22 protein-coding genes are annotated in these 24,467 nt (G+C 65.7%); 17 read left to right on the top strand and 5 right to left on the bottom strand.

Going from position 1 to position 24,467, the window contains the following annotated elements; all coding sequences use genetic code 11:
• Nucleotides 1-64 precede the first annotated feature (64 nt).
• From KXR53_RS32675 to KXR53_RS32685, 3 genes are all read left to right on the top strand, one after another.
• The gene (locus KXR53_RS32675) at nt 65-322 is read left to right on the top strand and encodes a DUF1127 domain-containing protein (RefSeq protein ID WP_437379801.1); all 258 of its coding nucleotides are present in this window, start codon (nt 65-67) and stop codon (nt 320-322) included.
• Nucleotides 319-933 (top strand): LysE family translocator, encoded by a 615-nt coding sequence (locus tag KXR53_RS32680; protein ID WP_437379803.1) that lies wholly within the window; start codon nt 319-321, stop codon nt 931-933. The genes KXR53_RS32675 and KXR53_RS32680 overlap by 4 nt, the downstream gene beginning before the upstream one ends.
• Before the next feature lie 375 nt (nt 934-1,308).
• Nucleotides 1,309-1,830 carry a cytochrome c gene (locus KXR53_RS32685; protein ID WP_437379804.1) on the top strand — a complete coding sequence of 174 codons (522 nt, stop codon included), beginning with the start codon at nt 1,309-1,311 and terminating at the stop codon, nt 1,828-1,830.
• 295 nt (nt 1,831-2,125) lie between these two features.
• Here KXR53_RS32685 and KXR53_RS32690 read toward each other — a convergent pair whose 3' ends face one another.
• The gene (locus tag KXR53_RS32690; RefSeq protein ID WP_437379805.1) at nt 2,126-2,737 is read right to left on the bottom strand and encodes a hypothetical protein; all 612 of its coding nucleotides are present in this window, start codon (nt 2,735-2,737) and stop codon (nt 2,126-2,128) included.
• 347 nt (nt 2,738-3,084) lie between these two features.
• Between KXR53_RS32690 and KXR53_RS32695 the strand changes: the two genes are divergently transcribed.
• The 6 genes from KXR53_RS32695 (at nt 3,085) to KXR53_RS32720 (ending at nt 9,390) form a co-directional block, all read left to right on the top strand.
• A complete protein-coding gene (locus tag KXR53_RS32695; RefSeq protein WP_437379807.1) occupies nt 3,085-3,741 on the top strand; it encodes a hydrolase in 657 nt (218 codons plus the stop codon).
• Nucleotides 3,742-3,860: 119 nt separating this feature from the next.
• Nucleotides 3,861-4,145 (top strand): XapX domain-containing protein, encoded by a 285-nt coding sequence (locus KXR53_RS32700; protein ID WP_437379809.1) that lies wholly within the window; start codon nt 3,861-3,863, stop codon nt 4,143-4,145.
• 107 nt (nt 4,146-4,252) lie between these two features.
• Nucleotides 4,253-6,109, top strand: a complete 1,857-nt coding sequence (locus KXR53_RS32705; protein ID WP_437379811.1) for an amidohydrolase — start codon at nt 4,253-4,255, stop codon at nt 6,107-6,109.
• 50 nt (nt 6,110-6,159) lie between these two features.
• Nucleotides 6,160-7,782 carry an MFS transporter gene (locus KXR53_RS32710; protein ID WP_437379812.1) on the top strand — a complete coding sequence of 541 codons (1,623 nt, stop codon included), beginning with the start codon at nt 6,160-6,162 and terminating at the stop codon, nt 7,780-7,782.
• Nucleotides 7,779-8,228, top strand: coding sequence for a DoxX family protein (locus KXR53_RS32715; RefSeq protein WP_437379813.1), 450 nt, complete (start codon nt 7,779-7,781; stop codon nt 8,226-8,228). Before KXR53_RS32710 ends, KXR53_RS32715 begins: the two co-directional genes overlap by 4 nt.
• Before the next feature lie 172 nt (nt 8,229-8,400).
• A complete protein-coding gene (locus KXR53_RS32720; protein ID WP_437379837.1) occupies nt 8,401-9,390 on the top strand; it encodes a porin in 990 nt (329 codons plus the stop codon).
• 120 nt (nt 9,391-9,510) lie between these two features.
• Here the strand turns inward: KXR53_RS32720 and KXR53_RS32725 are convergent, their stop codons facing one another.
• Nucleotides 9,511-10,446, bottom strand: a complete 936-nt coding sequence (locus KXR53_RS32725; protein ID WP_437379814.1) for a helix-turn-helix domain-containing protein — start codon at nt 10,444-10,446, stop codon at nt 9,511-9,513.
• Between the two features lie 422 nt (nt 10,447-10,868).
• Complete coding sequence (locus tag KXR53_RS32730) at nt 10,869-11,798, bottom strand: LysR family transcriptional regulator (RefSeq protein WP_437379815.1); 930 nt, start codon at nt 11,796-11,798, stop codon at nt 10,869-10,871.
• Between the two features lie 189 nt (nt 11,799-11,987).
• Here KXR53_RS32730 and KXR53_RS32735 point away from each other — a divergent pair, with 189 nt between their 5' ends.
• The 3 genes from KXR53_RS32735 to KXR53_RS32745 all read left to right on the top strand — a co-directional run bounded on the left by KXR53_RS32735 (nt 11,988) and on the right by KXR53_RS32745 (nt 14,181).
• A complete protein-coding gene (locus tag KXR53_RS32735; protein WP_437379816.1) occupies nt 11,988-12,920 on the top strand; it encodes a ring-cleaving dioxygenase in 933 nt (310 codons plus the stop codon).
• Between the two features lie 73 nt (nt 12,921-12,993).
• Nucleotides 12,994-13,644: an alpha/beta hydrolase gene (locus KXR53_RS32740; protein WP_437379817.1), complete on the top strand. Its 651-nt coding sequence runs from the start codon at nt 12,994-12,996 to the stop codon at nt 13,642-13,644.
• Between the two features lie 144 nt (nt 13,645-13,788).
• Nucleotides 13,789-14,181, top strand: coding sequence for a hypothetical protein (locus KXR53_RS32745; protein WP_437379818.1), 393 nt, complete (start codon nt 13,789-13,791; stop codon nt 14,179-14,181).
• Between the two features lie 526 nt (nt 14,182-14,707).
• On the opposite strand, the gene KXR53_RS32750 is transcribed toward KXR53_RS32745, so the two are convergent.
• Nucleotides 14,708-17,557: an ATP-binding protein gene (locus tag KXR53_RS32750; RefSeq protein ID WP_437379819.1), complete on the bottom strand. Its 2,850-nt coding sequence runs from the start codon at nt 17,555-17,557 to the stop codon at nt 14,708-14,710.
• A 246-nt stretch (nt 17,558-17,803) separates the two neighbouring features.
• On the opposite strand from KXR53_RS32750, the gene KXR53_RS32755 reads away from it, so the two are divergent.
• The 3 genes from KXR53_RS32755 (at nt 17,804) to KXR53_RS32765 (ending at nt 21,203) form a co-directional block, all read left to right on the top strand.
• Nucleotides 17,804-19,177: an ABC transporter substrate-binding protein gene (locus tag KXR53_RS32755; RefSeq protein WP_437379820.1), complete on the top strand. Its 1,374-nt coding sequence runs from the start codon at nt 17,804-17,806 to the stop codon at nt 19,175-19,177.
• Between the two features lie 150 nt (nt 19,178-19,327).
• Nucleotides 19,328-20,278: a carbohydrate ABC transporter permease gene (locus KXR53_RS32760; RefSeq protein WP_437379822.1), complete on the top strand. Its 951-nt coding sequence runs from the start codon at nt 19,328-19,330 to the stop codon at nt 20,276-20,278.
• Between the two features lie 19 nt (nt 20,279-20,297).
• Nucleotides 20,298-21,203 carry a carbohydrate ABC transporter permease gene (locus KXR53_RS32765; RefSeq protein WP_437379823.1) on the top strand — a complete coding sequence of 302 codons (906 nt, stop codon included), beginning with the start codon at nt 20,298-20,300 and terminating at the stop codon, nt 21,201-21,203.
• Nucleotides 21,204-21,335: 132 nt separating this feature from the next.
• On the opposite strand, the gene KXR53_RS32770 is transcribed toward KXR53_RS32765, so the two are convergent.
• Nucleotides 21,336-22,289 carry an alpha/beta hydrolase gene (locus tag KXR53_RS32770; RefSeq protein WP_437379824.1) on the bottom strand — a complete coding sequence of 318 codons (954 nt, stop codon included), beginning with the start codon at nt 22,287-22,289 and terminating at the stop codon, nt 21,336-21,338.
• A gap of 800 nt (nt 22,290-23,089) precedes the next feature.
• Between KXR53_RS32770 and KXR53_RS32775 the strand changes: the two genes are divergently transcribed.
• Both KXR53_RS32775 and KXR53_RS32780 read left to right on the top strand, forming a co-directional pair.
• On the top strand, nt 23,090-23,782 hold the full coding sequence (locus tag KXR53_RS32775; protein ID WP_437379825.1) for a response regulator transcription factor: 693 nt from the start codon (nt 23,090-23,092) through the stop codon (nt 23,780-23,782).
• 99 nt (nt 23,783-23,881) lie between these two features.
• Nucleotides 23,882-24,280 carry a (2Fe-2S)-binding protein gene (locus tag KXR53_RS32780; protein WP_437379827.1) on the top strand — a complete coding sequence of 133 codons (399 nt, stop codon included), beginning with the start codon at nt 23,882-23,884 and terminating at the stop codon, nt 24,278-24,280.
• Nucleotides 24,281-24,467: the final 187 nt, after the last annotated feature.

Genomic DNA, 24,467 nt, shown 5'->3' on the forward strand with positions numbered 1-24,467 from the left:
TTCCCGGCGCGTTCGAGAGCGGAGCATCGACCATCGAACTTGCATAGCGACACAGGAGGAACCGATGGACTCCAGTCGTCGAGCAATCTTTATTGCCGGCCCAACCGCAACGGCGGGGAAGCGGTCGTGCAGGCAGAGCTATAGCCGAGGGCACATCCGTGGCCCGATCTGGGGCACGTGGTTCTGGCGGTGGTGTGCCCGGTGTGCAGCGCGGTCTCGGCAGCGAGAAGCCCTGTCGGATCTCGACGACCACGTCCTCGAAGACATCGGCGTGACGCGGCAACAGGCGAATGCCGAAGCGGCCAAGCCGTTCTGGAAATGACGCAGCTTCTGGCCGACATGCTGCCCGCGGCGACGCTCGGCCTCTTCATCGCCATCCCGGTCGGCCCGGTATGCTTGATGTGCGTGCAGCGGACGCTGGCTCTGGGCATCTGGTTCGGGATCGCCAGCGGCATGGGTGCTGCGGTCGCACACGCGCTGTTCAGTGTCCTGGCCGCGGCCAGCGCAGGCGCGTTGGCGCAGACGGCGCTCACGGTGGAGGTGCCGCTGCGCATTGCGGGAGGGCTCGCCCTTATCTTCATGGGTCTCAGAACCTGCCTCGCCCCCACCCGCCCGGCGCGCGAAGCAAGGTGTGGGGCCTTGGGCTCTGCCTTCATGTCGACCTTGCTGATCGCCGCCGCCAACCCGATGACAATGCTGCCGTACCTGGCCATCGCGGTCGTGCCGCAGGCCGGTAATCCGCTGATCACGAGTCGCGGGTTCGCAGCGCCCATCGGGGTGATGCTCGGCAGCGCCTCCTGGTACTTGGTCCTCGCCTTGAGCACGAACGCGATGTTTCAAAATCTGCAAAAGGCGACGCTGGATCGGCTCAACGGCATCGCGGGCATCCTCCTGATCGGCTTGGGCGCCGCGTTATGCGGGCGGATCGTCTGATGCCTTCGCTCATCGCGGGGGCGACATGTACCGGGAAGATGATGGCGATGTCGCGTCGCGAAGGGCTGGCATGTCAGCGCAATGTTGCCGTCTCGCGAGCGTACAAGCTGCGTAAGGCGCGGCGCCGACCGTCCGAACGGTCGACAGTCGTTGGCCAGGCGAGCATCCGCTTCGGAGACGCCGGCCCCGTGTTCGCTGTTGGCGCATCTGAGCCAAGCTTAGCCGATCATGCCGGATGGGTAAGCGGCGGTAAGCTTCGGCGTAGGGGCTCCAACGAACTGAGAGCGCCGAGGAATGCTGATTCCGTGCTAAATTTGCGACAAATGCTGTATTGCCGCGCGCACGGGAAGCGAGGCGCGAGCAAGGAGTATGATCATGCTGCGCAGTTGCCTTGCGTTGCTGCTTGCGTCAGTCGTCACGCTGGCAGCGCTCACGGTCCTGGCTGACGATACCCAAATTAAACGCGGCAAGTACCTTGTTACGATCAGCGGCTGCAACGACTGCCACACGCCGGGATATTTCTTCGGCAGGCCCGACACGTCACGCTTCCTTGGCGGCTCGGATGTCGGCTTCGAGATTCCAGGCCAGGGCGTCTTCGTCGGCTCCAACATCACACCAGACAAAGAGACAGGCGTCGGCAGTTGGACCCGGGAGCAGATCGTGACGGCGATACAGGGCGGCCGACGGCCGGACGGCCGCATGTTGGCGCCCATCATGCCATGGCACGCCTTTGCGCAGCTCACGGCGGATGACGCCACGGCGATCGCGGCCTTCCTCCAAAGTCTGGACCCTGTCCGCAACAAGGTCCCCGGCCCGTTCAAACCTGGAGAGAGCGTTTCGACCTTCATGTTCCGGATCATGCCGCCGGGTGAAACGGCAGCTGACGCGGCTAAGTAAACCGGGTCAGACAAAGATACTCAGTGTCGCGACCGATCAGGCCGTGCCGGCCGGGCTGAGGCAATCACCACGATGGGTTGACCGCCGGATGTCCGGAAGTGTCCGCTATCGGGCGGTCTCCGCGATGGCTGGTTTTGGCGCCGTCCGGCTGGGCCGTCCGGTAGCTTGGGTGGATTGCGGCCAGGTGCGCTCAAGGGGCGGCCAAGCAGTCCGGTCGTGCCATTTGCGGGCATAGGCCCGGCGCCTCGGAAGCGGACGTTTCCTGGGGACCAAAGTTCGCGCCAAGCGTCGACGCTTATGAGAATAGGGTCGAGAGAAAGACGCGGACGACGACGGCATCCGCCCCGCCGGCCTTCGCACGATGCAGTACGCGCTCGCGGACCACGCGAGCTCCCCCTCGGGTCAGCGCGCCGTCGACGTGCCACCCCGCCGTCCCGACGGTGTCACCGCCCCCAGGGCAGGCCAGGAGAACATGCATCCCGCTAAGGCTATCGGCGGCGGCATGAACGATCGATGAGAGCGGCCTCAGAAGAACGGCGGCCGCCAGAAAATCGTTGCGCCTCATGATGAGCTGTGCCGCCACGTCGGCCCCTGACGCGTGGCCAATGACAACGACCGGGACGAGGTCAAGCCCCTTTGTAGGGAGCACGCCCTCGATCGTCCTCGCAAGATGATCGATGACGGCGATGTCAGAAGCGCCGCTGTGGCCAGGGACTCCTCTCTCGCGGCAGTCGAGATCGATGGCCAGGATCGTGGCTCGGCGACTGATTTGGCGACAGAATCGGATGATGGCGCGGCAGTCGTCGCCGGATTCCGCAAGCGGCAGCAACAGAGGCGTGTCGTCATCAGTGCCCTTCAGAAAATAATGCCTGAATCGGTCAAAATCGCCTTTCTCTGTTGTGTCCACTGTCGACTCCCCCCCTTGCAGAATCAAGGCAACGATGGTTCGGGATAGAAAGAGCCCGCTCAAAATCTGCCCAGCGGTGATGCGCTTGCCCTAAAGATCGGGGGTCGTGTGACTCACGTTCCTGAAATGCTTCTGGAACGAGGAGGCATCCCACGCATCCTTCATCGGACGAGTTTTTTATTTGCAATACTCTCACAGATACGGCCACTTCACTGTCGAAGTGCGCCGGCCGTGAAGATTGGCGGACGATTCGACAAAATCCCGCACTTTCAGCCAAAGCCGCCACGAGGCTTCGCCCCTAGAGTCCGGCCGAGCCTTAGACAATCATTCGAGACAGGAAAGAGACCATGTCGATCACAGCGAAGCCCGTTGCTGGATCCAAGCTGCTGACTCCGGCCGACCATGCGCTCATTCTGATCGACTTCCAGTCGCAGATGTCCTTCGCGACGAAGTCGATCGATGCCGTGACGCTCCGCAACAACGCCGCCCTGATCTCGCGCGCAGCGGCGGGCTTCAGGGTTTCGACGATCCTGACCACAGTGGCGGAGAAGAGCTTCTCCGGCCCGATGTTCGGCGAGATCACCGAGGCGTTCCCCGGCCAGGCGTTGCTCGACCGGACCTCGATGAACACCTGGGAGGACGCGAAGGTCATCGCGCGGGTCAACGAGATCGGCAAGTCCCGCATCGTCCTGGCCGGCCTGTGGACCAGCGTCTGCATCGTTGGGCCGGCCCTCTCGGCGCTGGAGCAGGGCTTCGAGGTCTACGTCATGGCCGATGCCTGCGGCGACGTCTCGGAGGAGGCGCATGAGCGCGCCATGGACCGCATGGTGCAGGCCGGCGCGCGGCCGATGACCTCGCTCCAGTACCTGCTCGAGCTGCAGCGCGACTGGGCTCGCACCGACACCTACGACATGACCACCGGCATCGCGAAGTCGTTCGGCGGCGCCTACGGCCTCGGCATCATCTACGCCAAGTCCATGTTCGGCGCGCAGGAAGGCCACTAGGCGGCAAGGCGCGGGGATCGTTGCGGATCTCCGCGCCTCTGACGTGGGCTGACCGCAATCGGCCGGTCCACGCCGCGCGCCTGTTCCGCCTGCGGTCCCTGAAGACCCCGGAGTATCGGATGAAGATCTATGTGACGGCCCTGGCCGTCGGCCTCCTCGTTGGCGTGATCTACAGCCTCCTGAATGTCCGATCCCCCGCGCCGCCCGTGGTGGCGCTCATCGGGCTGCTCGGCATCCTCGCCGGCGAGCAGGTGGTTCCGGTGGCCAAGCGCCTGTTCTCCGGCGAGCGGCTCAGCCTCGGCTGGTTGAAGAGCGAGTGCGGCGAGCACGTGTTCGGCGCCCTGCCGACTGGGACGAAGGTCGCGGGAGACGCCGGCGCCGGCCCAGCGGAGCCCCGGTCATGACCCTGACGCGCAGAGAAGCGGCCATCGGTGCGGCAGCGCTTGCGGCTTCGAGCCTTCTAGGCGGCCGCGCGGCGGCAGGACAGACACGCCCAACCGGAGACACCGCCATGACGGCCGACCTGATCCTCGTGAATGGCCGGTTTACGACGCTCGACCGCAGCAACCCGGCCCCGGAGGCCGCCGCGATCGCGGACGGCCGGTTCCTGGCGGTCGGGACGGAACCGGAGGTACGCGCGCTCGCCGGCCCGGAAACGCAGGTGATCGACCTTCGCGGACGCCGGGTCATTCCAGGGCTGATCGACAGCCACATGCACATCATCCGAGGCGGCCTCAACTACAACATGGAGCTGCGCTGGGACGGGGTCCGCTCCCTGGCCGACGCCATGCGCATGCTGAAGGAGCAGGTCGACCGCACCCCGGCGCCGCAATGGGTCCGGGTCGTCGGCGGCTTCACCGAGCACCAATTCGCCGAAAAGCGGCTGCCGACGCTGGCGGAGTTGAACGCCGTCGCCCCCGACACGCCGGTCTTCATCCTGCACCTCTATGACCGCGCCCTGCTCAATGCCGCCGCGCTGCGGGTGGTGGGCTACACGAAGGACACGCCGAACCCGCCGGGCGGCGAGATCGTGCGCGATTCGCACGGCAACCCGACCGGCCTGCTGCTGGCCCAGCCGAACGCCACGATCCTCTACTCCACCCTGGCCAAGGGACCCAAGCTGCCGCCTGAATACCAGAAGAACTCCACCCGGCATTTCATGCGGGAGGTCAACCGGCTCGGCGTGACCGGCGTCATCGATGCCGGCGGCGGGTTCCAGAACTATCCCGACGACTACGCGATCATCGAGGAGCTGCATCGCGAGGGGCTGCTCACGATCCGCATCGCCTACAATCTCTTCACCCAGAAGCCGAAGGCGGAACTCGCCGACTTTACGGCATGGTCGAAGCAGGTCGCGCCGGGTCAGGGCGATGACCTCTACCGCCACAACGGCGCCGGAGAGATGCTGGTCTACAGCGCCGCCGACTTTGAGGACTTCCGGGTCGAGCGGCCGGACCTGCCCGCCTCGATGGAGGGCGATCTCGAGCCGGTGGTCCGGCTGCTGGCCGAGAACCGCTGGCCGTGGCGTCTGCACGCGACCTATGACGAGACGATCTCGACTGCGCTGGACGTGTTCGAGCGGGTGAACCGCGACATCCCCTTCGACGGGCTGCACTGGTTCTTCGACCATGCCGAGACGATCACCGACCGCAACATCGAGCGGATCGCGGCTCTCGGGGGCGGCATCGCCGTGCAGCACCGCATGGCCTTCCAGGGCGAGTACTTCGTCGAGCGCTATGGCGCCGAGGCGGCCGAACGGACGCCACCGATCCGGCGCATGCTGGAGGCGGGGCTGCCTGTTGGCGGCGGCACCGACGCGACCCGCGTCGCTTCCTACAATCCCTGGGTGTCGCTTTCCTGGCTGGTCACCGGCCGCACAATGGGCGGCCTGGCCCTCTATCCGCCAGCCAACCGGCTCGACCGGGAGACCGCGCTGCGCCTCTGGACCGAGGGCAACACCTGGTTCTCGACCGAACTGGGCAAGAAGGGGCAGATCAAGGAAGGGCAGCTCGCCGATCTGGCGGTCCTGTCGGCGGACTACTTCGCCGTGCCGGAGGACGCCATCCAGGACATCACCTCGGTGCTGACATTGCTGGGCGGCAGGCCGGTTCATGGCAGCGGCGATTTCCAGGATCTCGCGCCGCCGCTGCCGGCCGCGATGCCCGATTGGTCGCCGGTGCGCAGCCATGGCGGCTATCAGCAGCGCGCGGAGGCCCCGCAGGCCCAGGCCGTGGCCGCGGCGTGCGGATGCGCCAACAGCTGCGGCGTCCATGGCCACGCCCACGCCGCCGCCTGGGCCGCGAATGCTCCCGTATCGGACGAACGGTCGTTCTGGGGCGTGCTCGGCTGTTCGTGCTGGGCGTTTTGAGGCCGGGTCCCCACGGGGGCCCGTCCGCGGGCCGCGAAGCCGGAGGAATGATGAGCGACGAACCATTGCACGCCGCCTCCGCCGAATCCGCGACGCGCCCGCCTCCATCGGCCTGGTCCGCCTTCCGGCACCGGCCCTTCGCGGTCCTCTGGGTCGCGACGGTCGTCTCCAACATCGGCAGCTGGATGTACAACGCGGCCTCAGGCTGGCTGATGACCGGGCTCGATCCCGACCCGCTGATCGTTTCGCTTGTCCAGGTGGCGACGGCCCTGCCGATGTTCCTCTTCGCCCTGCCGGCCGGGGCGCTGGCCGACATCGTCGATCGCCGCCGGCTGCTGATCGTCATGCAGATCATCGTCATGCTGCTGTCGGCCGGCTTCGCCCTGCTCGTCTCGGCCGGCGCGGCGACGCCCTGGCTGCTGCTGGCCTTCACCTTCCTGGTCGGCGTCGGAGGCGCGCTTGTGGCGCCGGCCTGGCAGGCGATCGTGCCACGGCTGGTGCCGCCGGCCGATCTGCAGCCGGCGGTGACTCTGAACAGCCTCGGCATCAACATCAGCCGGGCGGTCGGCCCGGCCCTGGCCGGGCTGGTCATCGCCGCCCTCGGCATCGCCGCGCCGTTCTGGCTCAATGCGGTCAGCTATGCTGGCGTGATCCTGGCGCTGCTGTGGTGGCGGCCCGCGCCGCAATCGACGAGCCGCCTGCCGGCGGAACGCTTCGGTCAGGCCATCCGCAACGGGCTGCGCCATGCGCGCCGGAACGGTCCTCTGCGGGCGACCCTGTTCCGGGCGGTCGGCTTCTTCCTGTTCGCCAGCGCCTACTGGGCCGTGCTGCCGCTGGTGGCCCGCGACCAGGTGGCGGGCGGCCCGGAGCTCTATGGCGTGCTGCTTGGTGCGATCGGCGCGGGCGCTGTGGGCGGCGCCTTCCTGCTGCCACTGGTCAAGGCGCGGCTGGGCGCCGATCGCATGGTCGCCGCCGGCGCCGCCGGCACCGCGGTCGCATTGGCCCTTTACGCCGGCGCCCGCGAACCCGCCGTCGCCCTGATCGCCAGCGTGCTGGCAGGCCTGTCCTGGATTGCGGTACTCTCCAGCCTCAACGTCTCCGCCCAGATGGCGCTGCCCGAATGGGTGCGGGCCCGCGGGCTGGCCGTCTTCGTCACTGTCTTCTTCGGGGCGATGACGGCCGGCAGCGTGATCTGGGGCCAGGCCGCCGCCCTGTTCGGCCTTCCGGCCGCCCTGGCTGCGGCCGCCGCCGGCGCGCTGCTGGCGATCCCGCTGACCTGGCGGTGGAAGCTGCAGACGGGCGCCGGCGCCGACATGACGCCGTCGATGCATTGGCCCGAGCCAGCCCTCTCGCGCCAGCCGGAGCCCGACCGCGGCCCGGTGATGATCACGGTCGAATACCGGATCGATCCGACGGACCGCGACGCGTTCCTGGCGGCGCTGGATCGCTTCGCCGGGCAGCGGCGGCGCGACGGCGCCTTCGCCTGGTGCGTCTTCGAGGACGCGGCCGAGGACAGACGCTTCGTCGAGACTTTCATGGTCGAGTCCTGGATCGAGCATTTGCGGCAGCACGAGCGCATCACCAACGCCGACCGGGTGTTGCAGGACGCGGTCCATCGGTTCCACGTCGCCGGCCGGCCCAAGGTCGAGCACCTCATTGCGGCTCAACGATGATGCAGAATTCTCTTCTCGACCGGGTCTCGTCCCAGGCCGCGATCCTGCTCCGCACGGCCTGGGTCGGGCTCGCCGCCCGAATCGCCGTGGCAACCCCCTTCCTGGTCAGCGGCGTGCTGAAGCTGCTGGACTTCGGCGGAGCGGTCGGCGAGGTCCGCAGCCTGACCGGGCTCGAGCCGGCGGTGCTCCCCGCTGTGCTGGTGATCTTCACCCAGCTGGCCGGCTCCGTCGCCCTGATCGCCGGCGGCCGCTGGAGCTGGATCGGTGCCGGCGCGCTCGGCGGCTTCACCGTTGCGGCGACCCTCCTGGCCCATGCCTTCTGGATGAAGTCCGGCGCAGACCGGATGCGCGATCTCAACACCTTCTTCGAGCATGTCTCGATCGTCGGGGGCCTGGTGCTGGTCGCCGTGCTCACGAGTGGAGCCCGTGCCGAGAAGCGTCGGTGATGACCAGTCAGTTTGGGCGCCGGCCTCGCGGCCACCGGCGCTGGATGGCCCCGGCAATCGCCGCGTTCGCCCTGGCGTTGCCGAATCCGGTTGAGGCGGAGCCGCAGGTGAAGCTGACCGGCATCGTTGGCTTCCAGGCCACCCAGTCCCTCTTCGACGCGGGGATCGGCAGCTGGATCGCGACCACGACTTCGCCTCGGGCGCCCGGCTGCAGGTCGAGGTCGAAAATGTCACCGATGGCGGGCTCGAATACGGCGCCGGGATCCGGATGTTCGGCGTCGATCGCCAGAAGGACGTGCGGGTCGACCGCGCCTTCCTCTACCTCTCCGGCGGCTTCGGCCGGATCGACGTCGGAGATACGCCGAGCGTCGGCGAGGACCTGTCCTATGTCTTCGCCCACGACGCGCTGATCTCGAAGCTCGGCGTAGCCAGCCATTGGGACGACAACATCGACGGCCGGTATCTGCTCGGCGGCGGAAATTTCTTCTCGCTCGACCCCAGCTACCTCGCGGGGCTCGGCGCCGACACCCGGATCAAATACACCTCACCGACCCTCTCCGGCTTCACCGCCGCCGTCGACTTCGCGCCGGTGGTGGGGGGCGACGCGCACGCCGGTCCCGGCGGACGCAGCGACCTGGCTGATGACAACGCAACGGTCTACGAGAACGTCGCCTCGGCCGGCCTCAGCTACAGCGGCACCTTCGACAAGGTCTCGGTCCTGCTGTCCGGGGCCGTCGCGCGCGGCAATGGCGTCCGCAGCGCCGGCAATCCGAAGGGAAACGATCTGGCCTTCTATTCCCTCGGCGGCCAGGTCGGCTACGGCGACGTCACCGCCAGCGTCGATTGGATTCACAACGAAAGCATCGCCGCTGCGGACAGAGCGGTCGATACGATCACGGGCGACGTCAGCTACCGGTTCGACCGTTTCCTGGTGTCGGTGGCCTACTCCTACACCCTCTCGCCCCGAGGCAACGGGCTGGCTTCGTCGATGACCAACGGCGTTGACCTGAAGGACAATTCGATCGCCGGCCTGACCTTGGTCTACCACGTGGCGTCCGGCCTCAACACCTATGCCGAGCTCATGTACGAGCAGCAGAACTTCCGCAGCGGCTCCAGCTGGGACAGCGCGTCGATCGGCACTGGCCTCGTCGTGAACTTCTGACAGGTTTTCGAGGCGGACGGCCGCGGCCCGCTCCAGGAAGAACGGCTGGACATCGTCAACAGGCTGTTGTTCGGCTTCCCCGATGGCTGACGCGACTGACCGCCTCCGCCAGCGATCCGGTCACTGGCGGCGCTGGCGGCGCCACACCCCCGGGCTCACGCCGACAACGCGCTTGAACGCCTTGGTGATGTGCGCCTGGTCGGCGAAGCCGGTCAGCGACGCGATCTCGGCAATCGGCAAATTCCCGGTGAGGAGTAGCTCCTTCGCCTTGTCGATGCGGGCCTGAAGCAGCCAACGATGCGGCGGCATGCCGGTGGAGATGCGGAATGCGCTGCTGAAATGCGATCGGGACAAATGGGCGATGTCCGCCAGCTCGCGCAGGCTGATGTTGTCGGCCAGATGCTCGATCAGATACTCCGTCATCAGCCGGAGCCGATGGGCCGGAAGGCCGCCGCGAATGGGCGGAGGGCGTTGGGGCCGGTCGAGGGCCGCCAGACGCAGCAGCAGCGCCATGGACAGGCTATCGCCATAGAGCATGTCCGTCGGTTCCTCGGCCTGGCATTCGATCTCGAACAGCTTGGCGAGATGAAGCAGCCGTGCATCGGAAAACAGGAGCCGCGGGACGAACGCGGCAGGATCGATGGCCTCATCGAGGAGCGACGTGACGGCTTCGTCCTCAAAGGTGAAGGAGATGTGGCGCATATAGCGCGTGTTATCGGATTCGGCCCACATCGGCACATGGGCCGGCGCAAAGTTCATCGTGTGAATCGTGTTGTCGTTGGACGGGCTGGGTCGTGATCGGCTGCTGCGGAGCTCGGGATTCTTGCCGACGAGATCGAGCATCACGCTCAGGCGCGAGCAGTCGTGGCACAGTTCCGCCCGATACGGGCCGGTGAATTCGAGCTCGGTGATGTGCGCGCTTACGCCGCTCCAGGTGCGCTGTCGCTGGCTCCTGACCCGTGCGCCGACACGGCGAGGGATGAAGGGGCGTTGCCAGGCCGGCAGGTCGGTGCAGTCGTCAGCCGACGGCAATGAGCGCTTCTGGATGCCGCGCATCTCGTCTCCTGATTCGGCATGGTGGTCCGCTCGCCCGGGCTGCGATGATCCCGGGCGGCCAATGGCTCGATACGTGCAGACGTATGGAACCGGGCTGCTGTTCAGGGTCTTCGGGCGACCCGGCCGGTTCTACGGACGATCCGGGATTGTCTGGCGGTCAGGCACTCCTGGACCCGATCCAGCAGGTGGGGGCCGACAGGGGCAATGCCGGTTCGTAGGCCTCGACAATTCGTGCTTCACTGCCGAGCTCCATTCGAGCTTGGTGATGCGGCCGGTTCGACGGCGGAAATCGTCCATGCCGACCGCGCTGATCATATCCGAGGCGCGGATCATCGCAGCTTATCGGCGCTTTCCAGGCCGCAAGCTGAATTTGCGCTTCTACAAGGATGCCGGACGCTCCCGCCGGGATCGGAGGGAGTGCGTCAGCGGCCGTGGACGATGTGCGCCGTCCCTTCGAACATCGCCCGTTCCTTACCGACCTCAGCCGCCAGAAAATCCAGGAACACACGCACGCGCGCCGATTGCCGCAGGTCGGGATGAGTCAGCAGCCAGAGATCCGCCGCGAAATCGGGGACGGGCTGGCCCAGCCGGACCAGCGTCGGGCGGACATCGCCGATGAAGCAGGGCAGGTGGCCGATGCCGAGCCCGCTCTCGACCGCTTCCGCCAGGCCGAGGACCGTGTTGATCTTGTAGACGATCCGCTCCGGCGCGACGTGCTGGCGAACGAAGCGCACCGCCTTCAGCGCCGCGAGATTGTCGCCGAGCGACACCCAGGGCCGGTCGGTGAGGTCGCGCAGGACGGGGTGCTCCGGCCGCGGGAAATCGACCGCCCGCCCGTAGAGCGCCCAGGCGATCCGGGCGACCCGCCGTCCCACCAGCGTCTCCGGCGGGTTGTCCGTGGCCCGGATCGCGACATCGGCGTCGCGCTTGGACAGGTTCAGGGGCTCGTTGCTGAGCACGACGTCCAGCCGGACGTCCGGGCATTCGCGTTGGAACCGCGCGAAGAGCGGGGTCAGCAGGTGGATCAGCAGGGAATCATTGGTGGTGACGCGCAGTTCGCCGGCCGGCGAGATGGTTCGCCCTGCGACCTTGCGGGTGAAGCCGGTGATGTCGTCGTCCACGCGGGCGGCCAGCTCCACCATCTCTTCGCCGACCGGGGTCAGGACATAGCCGGAGCGGTGCCGCTCGAACAATGTCGTGCCGAGCGCCCGCTCGACCTGCCCGAGGCGGCGGAACATCGTCGAGTGATTGAGGCCGAGCTGCGCCGCCGCCCCCTGGAGTCCGCGGGCGTCGGCGATGGCCTTGATCAGCCGGAAATCGTTCCAGGAGATGTTGCTGAAAGGCTCGCCCATATCCTTGATCCTGCACGCTTCGCGGAGGGTGACGGGGACAGGCTGTTCCTTTCCGCCCCGCAAGGCAAATTGCCTTGATGCAGTATCATCTTTGCGTATGTGCAAGCGCTCGACCATCGGCTTCCGGCGTGAGTGGTACTATCTGAAGGCCTCGGGCGGGCCGTCGGGCTCGCAGTTCGGAGGCACATCATGCGCAGCAACGGCATTCATCACGTCACGGCGATCGCGGGCGCCGCCCAGCGGAACCTCGACTTCTACACGCGGGTGCTCGGGCTCCGCCTGGTGAAGAAGACGGTCAATTTCGACGATCCCGGGACCTATCACTTCTACTATGGCGATGAGACCGGCCAGCCCGGCACCATCCTGACCTTCTTTCCTTGGGCGCATGTGGCGCCGGGACGCCTCGGCGTCGGCGAGACCCAGGAGTTGGTGTTCCGGGTTCCGGAAGGATCGATCGGCTATTGGGTCCAGCGCTTCGTCGAGAAGGGCGTGCCGCACCAGGCCGTCGAGCAGCGCTTCGGCGAGACGATGCTGGCCTTCAAGGATCCGGACGGCATGCGCCTCGCAGTCGTCGCCGTGCCGGGGATCGAGAACGAGCCAGCCTGGGCCGGAGTCGACATTCCCGCGGAGCATGCGATCCGCGGCTTCCACAGCGTCAGCCTGCTGCTGGAGGATTCGGCGCCGACCGGTGCTGTGCTGACCGACGTCTTCGGCTTCACCGAGGTCGGGCGGGAGGGAACCGTGGTCCGCTACCGGGCCGGCGACACGGTGATCGGCGGCATCGTCGACCTGCAGGCAGCCGGCGGGTTCCTGCCCAGCCGTCCCGGTGCCGGCTCTGTGCACCACATCGCGTTCCGCGCGGCCGACGATGCGGCCCAGGCCGAGATGGTGAAGCGGCTCGTCGAGAATCACCGGCTCCTCACCACCGAGCAGAAGGACCGCAACTACTTCCGCTCGGTCTATTTCCGGGAGCCGGGTCACGTCCTGTTCGAGATCGCCACGGACATCCCGGGCTTCGCGGTCGACGAGCCGGCGGACGCACTCGGCAAGGCGCTGAAGCTGCCGCAGTTCCTCGAGCCGCATCGCGCCGAGATCGAGCGGGTGCTGCCGGACGTCGCCTGACGTCCCCTTTGCCGGACGCGGCGGTTCCCGCGGCGTCCGGTCCCTTCTCACGCCATACATCGGAGCAAGCGCGATGACCCAGGCGCAGTCCTTCATCCATCGGTTCGAGCCCGGCCGGGAGCCGGGCGTGCCGCCGCTCCTGCTGCTGCACGGCACGGGCGGCGACGAGACCGACCTGCTGCCGCTGGGCCGCGCCGTCGTCCCCGGCTCGGCGCTGCTGTCGCCACGCGGCAAGGTGCTGGAAGGCGGGATGCCCCGCTTCTTCCGCCGGCTCAGCGAGGGCGTGTTCAACGAGGAGGACGTCCGGGCCCGGGCGCATGAGCTCGCGGACTTCGTCGCGGAGGCCCGCGCCGCCTATGGCCTGCCGGCCCCGGTGGCGCTCGGCTTCTCCAACGGGGCGAACATCGCCGCGGCTGTGCTGCTGCTGCGGCCGGAGTCGCTGGCCGGCGCCGTGCTGCTGCGGGCGATGGTGCCTCTCGGCGATCCTCCCGCCGCGGATCTCCGGGGTAAGCCGGTGCTGCTGCTGTCGGGCCAGTTGGACCCGATCGTGCCGGCCGACAATGCGGCGCGCCTTGCCGGGCTGCTCAGGGACGCCGGCGCGGCTGTCCGGCACCGCGTCCTGCCGTCGGGCCACGGCCTGTCGCAGGCCGATGTCGCGGCCGCGAGCGCCTGGCTGCGGGAGCTGGCGGCGGCACCGCCGGCCCCGGCCCATCAGCACGGCTGAGAGTTGCGGGCGATGCAGTGTCGAGCGGGGCAGGGCTTCCGAACTGCTTCCCGAGGTCAAAGGGTATTGGCGGTCGGGAGGCCGCCGTTGCGAGGCAACCGGCCCATCGGTCCGTCTGTGGCGGAGGCACGCGATGTAAATCGAGTGATCGGCAGTCCAAACAAGACGCCGCTCTACGCCGTCACGGCGCTGCGCCGCTGGCTCGAGGCGCGTGGCAATACGCCCGGGGCCCTGTTCTGCCGCCTCGACCGGGGTGGGAACTCGGTGGCCGGCGCCGACGGCCGCCTGCTGCCGATCGACCCGGCGACCATCGCCCGGTTGGTCAAGTGCGTGATCGCCCGCACCGGCGTCGAAGCGGGGGAGTTTTCGGCGCACAGCCTGCGCGCCGGGATGATGACCGCGGCGGACCTGCTGGGGATCCCGATGGAGAAAGCGATGGAGCACGGACGCTGGAAGAGCTACAGCGCGGCCCGGATCTACCGCCGGCATTCGAGCCTCTGGCAGGGGAATTTCACCGGCAAGCTGTTGGCCGACTAGCAGTTTCCGACGAACACAACCGGCACCTCGACAGCATGCTGCATGCTTGCCGTATGCATGCTGCGGGCGGAATCAACGAACCGGCCGGTTGTCCCGATGGTGTCGAAAAAGTCGGACTGCCATCTCGGCGTGTAACAAAAAGGCCAGGAGAGAATCTGTATAGCGCCGAAAGATGCTTGGAAGCGGCCAGGATGGCAGCGATATTGCCAAAATCTGTATCCCGAGTAGTCGCCAGGGACTTTTTCAACAGTATTCTCCCCATTGCTGACATTCGGAGGCGTTCCGGGCTCCTCCGGACCGGACATTCTCCCGCCATCTCATCGAGCCCCGAAACCAGATGGGGTGGATGGCTCCCGCTCCGAGCGCGATGGCGCGAAGGTGGTTGCTGTCATGCAGCTCCAGCTTGGAGCGACCTAGATCGAGGAATTCTCGCCGAGGCCGGCAGTCAACATGCCATCCCCCGGCGCAGTATGACGTGAAATAGCGGCCCAAAATTCCATCAAGAGCTTAAGAGCCAGCGGCGGCCTCAGCTGCTGGCGCGAAGCTCCTGCAAGAGCTCCTTTGCGACCATGAGATCGTGCGTATCCTGCCCTTCGGCAAAGCGATCGTAGATGGGCGCCAGGAGCGCGAGCGCTTCGCCGGCTCGATGCTGATCCTTCCACAACCGTGCGAGGCTCGTCGCAGTTCGCAGTTCCCAGGCGATCGTCTGCTGTCGGCGGGCCCATTCGAGCGATCGATGATAGTAGGTCTCGGCCTCGTGCGCCCCCTCGGGCCCGCCGCAGGACAGCACCAGCTCGCCTTTGATCCTGAGGATCTCGGCGAAATACCATCGCTCGTCATTCTGTTCGGATCGCGCCAGGGCTTCGTCGATGGCAGCCAATCCCTCGGCTGCATTCCCGGCAAGGCCGAGGGCAGAGGCGAATTCGCTCTGGAAGACGATGTAGTAGACGCCGTATTGGATCTCGCGCAGTTCCGTCAAGGCGGCTTCCAGTTCAGCCAGCCCACGCTGGAGGTCGCCGCGTTTGACGAGCAGGACACCTCGGAAGCACCGCCCCCATCCCTGCCAGAAGGCGAGCCCTTGGGCCGCATTGTCGATCAACTTGGAGACGTAGCGCTCGACGAGCGGCAGATCGCCGACAAACAGGGCCACCGGGCACGCGGCTTGAACCAGGACCTGACAAAGGGTGAGGGTGTCGCTGCCGGACGCGGCGCCGTCGACGATGCTCTTGACCATATGCACGGCCTGCTTCGGCCGGCCCTGCAGCCATAAAATGCGGGCAAGGAAGCACCGGGCCGTGGCGCGTTGGTCGAAAACAAAGCGGATCATCTGAGCGCCGATGACCGGAACTTCGTATTTGCCCAACATCCGTTCGATGTAGTGCCGAGCCTCCGCTTGCTCGCCCAGGAGATGCAGGATGTAGCCGACCATCCGGTCTCCAACCAGGATGCCAAGCTTGTCGCCGGCGCTTGCGGCGAGATCGGAAAATCTCCTCGCGAGCGCCAAGGCCTCCCGGAGCGCCCCCTTGTTCAGCAAGCCGGCCCATAGGCCCCACAGTGCCCGCAACTGATAATCGCGATTGTCCTGCCGCTCGGACGTCTCCAGAACCCGGCTCCACGCAGCCAGCGTCTCCGAACCCAGGCCCTTCGTCTGCATCAAGGACCAGGCTCGCGCCGCATGAAGGCGCATCTCCTGATCGAGATTCCGGCTGATCGCGGGCGCGGCGAGGGCGCGATCGACCCTTTCCTCACATTCTCTGGTGAGCGACAGGTGAAACCACAGTGGGATGGCGACGACCGTCAGCGCGACCCCCGTGTCCATATCGCCGGTTGGTGAAAAGGCCCAGTCGAGCGCGGCTCTGACATTGTCGACGTTGTGCCGGTGATGCTGAAGCCAATCGCTTGCGGGCTCGCGCTCCCATTCACCATAAGCCTGCTCGAGCAAGGCCCGATAGTGTTCGGCGTGGCGCCGCGCGAACCGGTCCCGTTCGCTGCATTCCTCGAGCTTGACGAGCGCATAGGCCCGGGTGGTGTCGAGAAGGCGATAGAGCGCGACTGCGGCGTCTACGCTGGCTGTGACCAACGATTTGGCGATCAGATCGGCGATCGCATCGACGACCTCGGAAGACGGCGTGTCGCTGTCGGCAAGCACGGCGCTTGCTGACTCCATGGTGAACATGCCGGCAAACACGGCCAGGCGACGGAGCACGAGCTGCTGTAGCTCCGGCAGCAGGGCATAACTCCAATCAAGCGTCGTGTGCAGGGTCTGATGGCGGGGCAGGGCGGTGCGGCGACCGCGCAACAGCAGGCTGAAACGTTCGTCCAGCCGAGCCGCGAGCCCGCCCACGCCGAACGTGTCGACCCGTCCCGCTACGATCTCGATGGCAAGCGCGATTCCGTCGAGGCGCCGGCATATCTCGGCAACGAGCGGGGCCTCGGCGTCGCCAAGCTCGAAGGCGTCGAGGCATGCGGCGGCGCGCTCGACGAAGAGCTGAACCGAGGGAAACGCCAGAGCCTGGGCGGCCGTGAGCTCGGGCCCACTCTGGGGAAAGGCCAAAGGGGCAAGCCGGTGTACCCGCTCGCCCTCGGAACGGAGAGCTTCCCTGCTCGTCGCCAGGATGTGGACCCGTGGGGCTCCTTTCAGAACGTCCTCCGCCATCCTTGCGGCGGCTTCGATGAGGTGCTCGCAGTTGTCGAGCACGATCAGCAGGTGCTTCTCTCGCAGGAAGGAGATCACGTTCGATAGCGGCTTTTCCGAACCCACTCCCACCCCGAGGACGGTGGCCAGCGCGCCGGGCACCAGCAGCGGATCGGAGAGAGGGGCGAGGTCGACAAAGCGGACCCCATCCTTGAAGCTGCCGGCCAGGGTGTCAGCGACGGCCACGGCGACGGTCGTCTTGCCGATACCCCCGGCCCCAACGATGGTGACGAAGCGCTGGCGGGTCACTTGCGCGGAAAGAGCGGCCACGGTGTCGGAACGGCCGACCATGCGCGTGAGCGGCATCGGAAGATCCTGCCGCGCCTCGATCCTCTCGACCTGCGGGTCGAGGCCGCCGAGCATGGGGCCATGGTGGACAGGCGCCACGAAGCTGTAACCGCGTCCCGGAATATTGGCGATGAAGCGCTTCCCTGCTTGCCCGTCGCCGAGAGCGCGACGCAGGGCGGCGACATGGACCTTCAGATTGCCCTCTTCCACGAAGGTGTTGGGCCACACGCGGTCGAGCAGCTCCTGCTTGCTGAGGACCTGGCCCGGCCGCTCGAGAAGTGCGACGAGGATGTCGCGTGCACGACTGCCGAGGCGAACCGGTTTGTCGCCTTCGAGAAGGAGCTGTTGTGCAGGAAGCAGCCGAAAGGCGTCAAAGGAGATCTCGCCCGGCATATCGGCTTGGTGTCCGGTCACTCTTCGCCCCTTCGGCTCGTGAGGCTGACAGCGCCCGCGAGAAGCCATACCCAAGCCATACTGGCTCTGTCCATGCCGGCCTCACGCCGATTGAACGGCGATAGAAGAGCAGGGTCGACGCGATGCGCCGGCCAGTATATGGACAGTGCGTTCGCATTGCTACGTCCCCCGGATCCGTGGAACAGTTTGCGGTTCCGCCAGGGGATACAATCGGGAGATTGTCCGATGGCTGTCCGACCGAGACAAGCATCCGTCCAGAAGCCGGAATCTACTCCTCCTGGATTAGGAAATGCTACCAGGCGCGACTTCATCGCGCGGAGCCTAACAGCGGGCCTCGGCCTGGCCGGCGTCGGAACAATCTCGAAGATCGGTGGCGGTGCAGCCTATGCGGCAGACCGCCCGCTGACACCGACAATTTACCAGTGGATCCAGAACTTCCACCCCGGTATCGCGACTGTGAACGCAAGATTTCCGGGGATCAATTATCAGATCGCGCCGGTCGAGGGGTTCGGTATCGAACGCTTTGTCGCCGAGGCGAAAAACAAGGAAAGCACCTGGGATGTCTATGTCGGGCAGACGCCCTTCGTGGAAATGTCGGCCTTGGTCAAGGCTGACGTGATCGAGCCATGGGACAAGTACATCCCGAAGGACGTGATCGACGATCTCATTCCGTCGATCCGCGAGGAATGCACGATCGACGGCAAGCTTTATAACTGGCCGTTCTGTCTGGATGTCATCGGCACGGGATGGCATTCGGGCCTGACGAGCGCGGCGGGAGTGGCCGATGCCGCACCGGCGACGTGGGACGATTTCCTGGCGGCGGCCAGAATGATCGTGGACAAGCAGGCGGCACCCTGGGGGGCCACGTTCGATGGCCACGGCTGGCGCTCGCTGGCGCCGATCGCGCACAGCATGAGCCCCCATGTCTATACGTCGGAGGGTCTTTTCGACTTCACCAGCGAGCCTGCGATCGAAGCGCTGAAGCTGATGAAGCAGATCATGCCGCTCGCCAATCCCGATGTACTGCTCGAAGGCACGTCGGACGCCGGTGTCAGTGGCACCCCCGACGAGGCCGCCTTCGCCGCTCAACGCGTCGGCCTCTACTTCAAGTACTTCAACGCGCCGTTGCGGATGGCCGCGAACTGGGATGACCCGAAAGCCCTGCACCTCGGTCCGCTGCCCAAATTCGCCAACGGCGAAGGCTCGACCGTGTTCTGGACGACCGGTTGCGCGCTGTTCAAGTACGGCCAGAACAAGGAGAAGGCAGCGGAGTATGTCAAGGCTCTGACCTACGACCGGCAGATCTGGAGAGACTCGATCGTGGGGACCCCGAGCGGCCATCCAGGGCAGTTGCCGCCGTACACATCCATCTACGCCGAATGGCGCGCCGACAAGCCCGACTGGATGCCGGACTTCGTGAGCTTGGTGCGCGACCAACTCGACAGAGCCAAGGCGATCACCAATCACCTGTTTGGACTGCAGCAGTTCGTCATCGGCAAGCCGATCTGGGAGACCTACCTCAAGGGTGAGGAGGCCGACCCGAAGTTGGCCATGCAGAAGGTTGCCGAGGCGGTCAACGCCGAGGTGAAGAAGGGCTGACACACGGCTGTCGGACCGGCTCGTCGAATACGACCTGTCGCTCCGAAGCCGCCGTTGTCCAAACGTACCAAGCGGTCAGAAGAGGCTCGCAACCGCCGGGCATTTGGCCTCGCGGATCACGTCCGCTGAGCTCAATACGGGTTCCCAGGCATGGAAGACATGACCCTATCCCGCCCCGCAACGGAACTCCCTTTGCGCCGCCACGCAATCCAGCTCCGCCAGGCAGCCGGCGCATGGCTGTTCCTGCTGCCGGCCCTGGCGTTCTTCGCCCTGTATCAGGTCTACCCGATCCTGCGCGTGCTCTGGATCAGCTTTACCGACTATAAGTTCCTGTCCGATCAGCCCGCCAACTGGATCTGGCTTAGGAACTATGCCGATGCCCTGCAGGATCCTCTGCTGTGGGCCGGCCTCGGGCGTGCCGCGCTGTTCACCATCATGTTCCTGCCTGGGACGATCATTCTGCCGCTCTTCCTGGCAATCCTTGTTGATCGGGTGTCGAACGCGCGCCTGGCGACCTTCTACCGTATCGTGCTGCTGATCCCGGCGGTTATCCCGAGCACGCTCATCTTCGTCTTATGGAAGTGGATGTACAATTACCAGGCGGGCCCGATTAATCATTTTCTCGTCGACACGACCGGCCTGTTCACCTTGCAGAACGCGCCGCAGTGGCTCGGCGGCACGCCGCTGACGCTGCCCTCGATCGCCATCATGGAAGTGTGGTGGGGGCTCGGCTATCACACCATCTTCTTCCTCGCCGGCCTCGCGGCGATCCCCAGGGATCTGCCGGAGGCGGCGCGCATCGACGGGGCGAACGAGTGGCAGATCTTCTGGTATGTCACCCGGCCGCGGCTTGCGCCGATCATGATGGTGCTGGTCGTCCTGCGCTTCGGGACCTCGATGGCGGTGATCGACGAGTATCTGATCTTCGGCGGCTTCAACCGCGCCTCGCCGACCTATACCTGGACGATCTTCATGTACGACCAGGCCTTCAAGCTCGGCCTGTGGAGGCAGGGCTATGCCGCGGCGATCGGGATGATCGGGGCGCTCGCCATGATGCTCGTCATGGTGCTGCTGCTTCGGCTTTTCCGCGCGAAAGACTGACAGTGGGATCGAGCGGCCAATGAGCCTTGACTCCATTCATCGCAGCCGGGTCGCGGCGAAGCGGGCGATCCACGGGAAAACCGGGCCCGGCTGGTCCAGGCGCAGGCGGGCCGCGGTCGCCCGCCATGTGGTGATCAATCTCTTTCTGCTGATCATCCTGCTGCCGCTGGTCTGGGTGCTGCTCATGTCGGTGAAGACGCTGCCGGACGCGATGCGCGGCGATTTTTTCCCGACGCAGCTTGACCTCACTCGCTATTCGTATGTGTTCGAGCGTGTCGCCACGTTGCCGATCAATCTGTTCAACAGCGTGTACGTCACTCTCAGCACGGTGCTGATCACCATGTTTTGTTCCGTCACGGCCGGCTATGCGCTCGTGCATCTGAAGCCGCGCGGCACCGGGCTGGTGATCACGATCTTGCTGGTCTCGCTCTATTTTCCGGTTCGCGTCGTGTCGCTGATCAGCATCTATGAGACCCAGCGCTGGCTGGGGCTGATCAACAACACTGCCGGCCTTATCTTGCCCTATGTCACCCTTCAACTGGCGATCAGCGTCTTGATCATGCGCAGCATGTTCCAACTTGTTCCGCGTGAACTCATCGAGGCCGCGCGGATCGACGGCGCCGGTCACTGGCGGGCGCTCTGGACGGTGGGCCTGCCCATGGTTCGCAACGGTCTCGTCGTCATCTTCATCGTCAATTTCGTCGCTGCGTGGGGTGAGTATCTGCTGTGCGTGACGCTGATCGACGACGAGGCGCGGCGCACAATGCCGGTTGTCCTGGCCGTGGCTCAAGGCGGTCAGGGCCATTGGTCCTGGCCCAATCTCGCGGCCGTGTACATCATCGTGACCACGCCCGGCATTGTCGCCTTCGCATTCGCCCAGAAGTTGTTCTTCAAAGGTTTGGCTGAAGGCGTGACGAAGCTGTAGCGGAGTCGCCTACGAAAGATGGACACGACCGCAATAGCGCCTCGGCTCTCATGATCACGACCGGCTGACCGAGAGAGCGGCTTCGGTGCGTATCGAAAATCCTCGGTGCAACTGATGCGAGTGGATCGGCCCTCAGTCCAGGACGGAGCGCAGAGCGGCGACCGCCTGAGCAATCGCGCTTCGCGTTGCCGGTGTGTCCGCCAGCGCATTCAGCACGACAAACCCGTGAATGGTGCCGTTGCAGCGGACCGAGGTTACCCTCACGCCAGCGCGAAGGAGCTGGCGAGCGTAGCCTTCGCCTTCGTCACGAAGGACATCGTTCTCCGCAACGATGATCAGTGCATCGGGCAATCCACGCAATTGGTCGACGGAGGCCCGCAGGGGGGCGGCGGTAATCTCGTTTCGCAAGGCGGAGTCTGGGAGATAGGCATCCCAAAACCGCTCCATGGCGTTTCTCGTCAGCCAGGGGCCGTTTGCGAAGGCCTGGTACGAGGGCGTGGCGAAATCGGCATCCGTGACCGGATAGAAGAGGATCTGCAGATCGATCTTAGGACCGCGGCGTTGCATCGCGAGGAGAGTGACCGCGGCGGCCATGTTGCCGCCCGCACCGTCCCCCACGACTGCAAGCCTTGTAGGGTCCACACCAAGGCTCTCGCCGTGCGCGGCAACATGAGCAGTGACCGCATAGATTTGCTCCAGGGCGACCGGATATCGCGCCTCGGGTGAGCGGTCATATTCCACGAAGAACAGCGCCGCGCCCGCAGCGACGGCCAGTTCTCGCACGATCCGATCGTGAGTATCGGCACCTCCGAGACACCAACCGCCACCATGGATGTAGACGATGACGGGGAGCGTTCTCTGCGCATCGGTGGGCCGGACGACCCTGACAAGCACCGATCCGGTCGGCCCGACCGGAAATGACATGTCTTCAATCTGAGCGGAGGGCCGTCCGACGGCGCCGGCCTGAATTCGGATCAGTGCGCGGCGCGCTTCCTCAGGCGACTCATGGCGCGACCCGGGGCTCTCACCGACCGTATCGAGAAAGTCCTGCGTTATCGGCTCGAGAATCCAACCTGCGTCATTCATTCTGTGACCTCGGCTCGCGAGACATCGGAGCTCAGAGACGGATCCGGCAGCAGCCTTTCGCGACCGCACGTCCAAAGTTCCCTGCGGTGGCCTGTCCATAGCTCACCGGGTCGCGCCGACGGCTGGCCCCCGAAGGCGCCTCGACGCAGGAGATGCTGCGCCTGCTCGAAAGCCAATTCGAGTTAAGACTGGTAAATTCGGGTGCTGACCGGCGTGGCAACCCGACGGGCGAACGGTCAGATGCCACAGACAAAGAAGGCGGGGCTGACGACGAACTGGCTGGAATAGGCTGAGGGATCTGCTGAAGCCGTATTTCGATCCGGCTAACCAGCGGCGGAGGCATTCCGCCGCGCCGGCTCGGACTGAAGTGGCGGCACCTCGCCGCGCCGATGTCGCTGTGAACCAGAGCCACTATTGCAACAGAATGCGGCAAAACTGCCGGCGGTGGTCGATCGGCCGTCGCGGCCTCCATCGCGCCAGCGAAGGGCGCATTCGCGGGAGGCGGCTGCTGCGGCCATGCCAATTAACCTGGGTTAACGAGTCCTAACTGGCCGAATTCTGCGGATCAGCGTCAAAGTCGACGCAGCAAGCAAGAGCTGGTCGGAGCACGTATCTGAAGTTGGTTAGACAACAAACTCAATAAGGGCGGCCATTTCGCAACTCGGAAGCCGCCAGCCCTCTCCAGCGTCGAGCTGCACACGGCCCGGCTTCTGCACGAAACAATCTGACGCGCCAGCCCACGAAGGTCCTGCTTGCGGCCGTCGGCGGAGCTTTACGCAACCGAGAAATGGAGAGTAATCATGCACGTTGACCAGCCGCTCCTCGGAAGATCGGCATCGTCATCGCAGCAGCGCAGGAGTGAAGCGGAGCAGCCGCTCGTCATTATTGTCGATGACGATGCGTGTGTTCGGGAGGCGCTGTCGGAGTTGATCCTGTCGGCGGGCCTTCAGCCGGTCTGCTTCGCCTCGACCCGCGAGCTGCTTGACGCCGATGTATTGGACAGCCCTGGCTGCTTGATCCTCGATGTGCGAATGCCGGGGGCGAGCGGTCTCACTCTGCAGCATCATCTGGCCCAAAGCGGCAATCTCAAGCCGATCATCTTCCTGACCGGGCATGGCGACATCCCCATGACGGTCCAGGCGATGAAGGCCGGCGCCGTGGATTTTCTCACCAAGCCGGTGCGGGACCAGACGCTGCTGGACGCCGTGTTCGCGGGCGTTGCGATGGACGCTGCGCAGCGCGCCAAGGCCCGGGTCGCCCGGCTGCACGTGGACCGATACAAGACCCTGACCCGGCGCGAGCGGCAGGTGATGTGCGCCGTGGCGCTGGGGCGTCTCAACAAGCAGATCGCCTATGACCTCGCCATCAGCGAGGTCACCGTCAAGCTTCACCGCAGCAACGTCATGCGCAAGATGCAGCTGAATTCCGTCGGCGAGCTCGTTCGCCTCTGGGAGGCGCTGCCTGCCGAGGTGCGCGAGAGGGCAGAGGCCTGACGTGGTTGGAGCCGAAGTTTGGAGCCTGACGCTCCGGATCGCACAGGCAAGGGAGTCGGCGGGCATTAGCTCAGCGCGCCTCGATCGAAGGGATCATCGATGACCTATGCTCTTAACGTGAATGGCAGGATGCATTCGGTCGATGTGGATGGGGACATCCCGCTGCTTTGGGTGCTGCGGGACGTCATCGGACTGACTGGGACCAAATTCGGCTGCGGCATCGGCATATGCGGCGCCTGCACGGTCCACTTCGACGGACAGGCGGTCCGGTCCTGCGTCACCTCTATCGAGCACTCCGCATCATCCGAGATTACCACGATCGAGGAGGTCGGCGAGACCGCGACGGGCGCCCGCATCCAGCAGGCGTGGCTTGCGGAGGAGGTCGTGCAGTGCGGCTACTGCAGTCCGGCCAGATCATCTCGGCGACGATCTCGCTCGCGATCGGACCAGGCTTTGCCGATCCCGCGCCTCAGGGCCAGGATCCGGCCCGTCAACTGAAGGATGTCGCCGCGTTCCAGTCGATCGCCGACATCGGCGACCGCTCTTCGTCGAGGCGGCGGTGGTCATCATCGATCCGCTCTGCATGGACTGCCATCCGATCAAGCGCATCGACGAGTTGCTGCCCTGGAACTGGCGGCCTCTCCATCAGCTCGCCACGCCGCCTGAACCGCGGCCATCGGATCTC

It is taken from the genome of Inquilinus limosus, from assembly GCF_051487185.1.
Classification (GTDB): Bacteria; Pseudomonadota; Alphaproteobacteria; order DSM-16000; family Inquilinaceae; genus Inquilinus; species Inquilinus limosus_F.

What these genes read in the sequence shown, in the direction of transcription:
- KXR53_RS32775 (WP_437379825.1), top strand. Translation starts at nt 23,090, where the DNA reads ATGCACGTTGACCAGCCGCTCCTCGGAAGATCGGCATCGTCATCGCAG.
- KXR53_RS32715 (WP_437379813.1), top strand. Translation starts at nt 7,779, where the DNA reads ATGATGCAGAATTCTCTTCTCGACCGGGTCTCGTCCCAGGCCGCGATC.
- KXR53_RS32700 (WP_437379809.1), top strand. Translation starts at nt 3,861, where the DNA reads ATGAAGATCTATGTGACGGCCCTGGCCGTCGGCCTCCTCGTTGGCGTG.
- KXR53_RS32740 (WP_437379817.1), top strand. Translation starts at nt 12,994, where the DNA reads ATGACCCAGGCGCAGTCCTTCATCCATCGGTTCGAGCCCGGCCGGGAG.
- KXR53_RS32695 (WP_437379807.1), top strand. Translation starts at nt 3,085, where the DNA reads ATGTCGATCACAGCGAAGCCCGTTGCTGGATCCAAGCTGCTGACTCCG.
- KXR53_RS32675 (WP_437379801.1), top strand. Translation starts at nt 65, where the DNA reads ATGGACTCCAGTCGTCGAGCAATCTTTATTGCCGGCCCAACCGCAACG.
- KXR53_RS32735 (WP_437379816.1), top strand. Translation starts at nt 11,988, where the DNA reads ATGCGCAGCAACGGCATTCATCACGTCACGGCGATCGCGGGCGCCGCC.
- KXR53_RS32770 (WP_437379824.1), bottom strand. Translation starts at nt 22,289, where the DNA reads ATGAATGACGCAGGTTGGATTCTCGAGCCGATAACGCAGGACTTTCTC.
- KXR53_RS32685 (WP_437379804.1), top strand. Translation starts at nt 1,309, where the DNA reads ATGCTGCGCAGTTGCCTTGCGTTGCTGCTTGCGTCAGTCGTCACGCTG.
- KXR53_RS32760 (WP_437379822.1), top strand. Translation starts at nt 19,328, where the DNA reads ATGGAAGACATGACCCTATCCCGCCCCGCAACGGAACTCCCTTTGCGC.
- KXR53_RS32725 (WP_437379814.1), bottom strand. Translation starts at nt 10,446, where the DNA reads ATGCGCGGCATCCAGAAGCGCTCATTGCCGTCGGCTGACGACTGCACC.
- KXR53_RS32705 (WP_437379811.1), top strand. Translation starts at nt 4,253, where the DNA reads ATGACGGCCGACCTGATCCTCGTGAATGGCCGGTTTACGACGCTCGAC.
- KXR53_RS32780 (WP_437379827.1), top strand. Translation starts at nt 23,882, where the DNA reads ATGACCTATGCTCTTAACGTGAATGGCAGGATGCATTCGGTCGATGTG.
- KXR53_RS32730 (WP_437379815.1), bottom strand. Translation starts at nt 11,798, where the DNA reads ATGGGCGAGCCTTTCAGCAACATCTCCTGGAACGATTTCCGGCTGATC.
- KXR53_RS32755 (WP_437379820.1), top strand. Translation starts at nt 17,804, where the DNA reads ATGGCTGTCCGACCGAGACAAGCATCCGTCCAGAAGCCGGAATCTACT.
- KXR53_RS32710 (WP_437379812.1), top strand. Translation starts at nt 6,160, where the DNA reads ATGAGCGACGAACCATTGCACGCCGCCTCCGCCGAATCCGCGACGCGC.
- KXR53_RS32680 (WP_437379803.1), top strand. Translation starts at nt 319, where the DNA reads ATGACGCAGCTTCTGGCCGACATGCTGCCCGCGGCGACGCTCGGCCTC.
- KXR53_RS32750 (WP_437379819.1), bottom strand. Translation starts at nt 17,557, where the DNA reads ATGCCGGGCGAGATCTCCTTTGACGCCTTTCGGCTGCTTCCTGCACAA.
- KXR53_RS32765 (WP_437379823.1), top strand. Translation starts at nt 20,298, where the DNA reads ATGAGCCTTGACTCCATTCATCGCAGCCGGGTCGCGGCGAAGCGGGCG.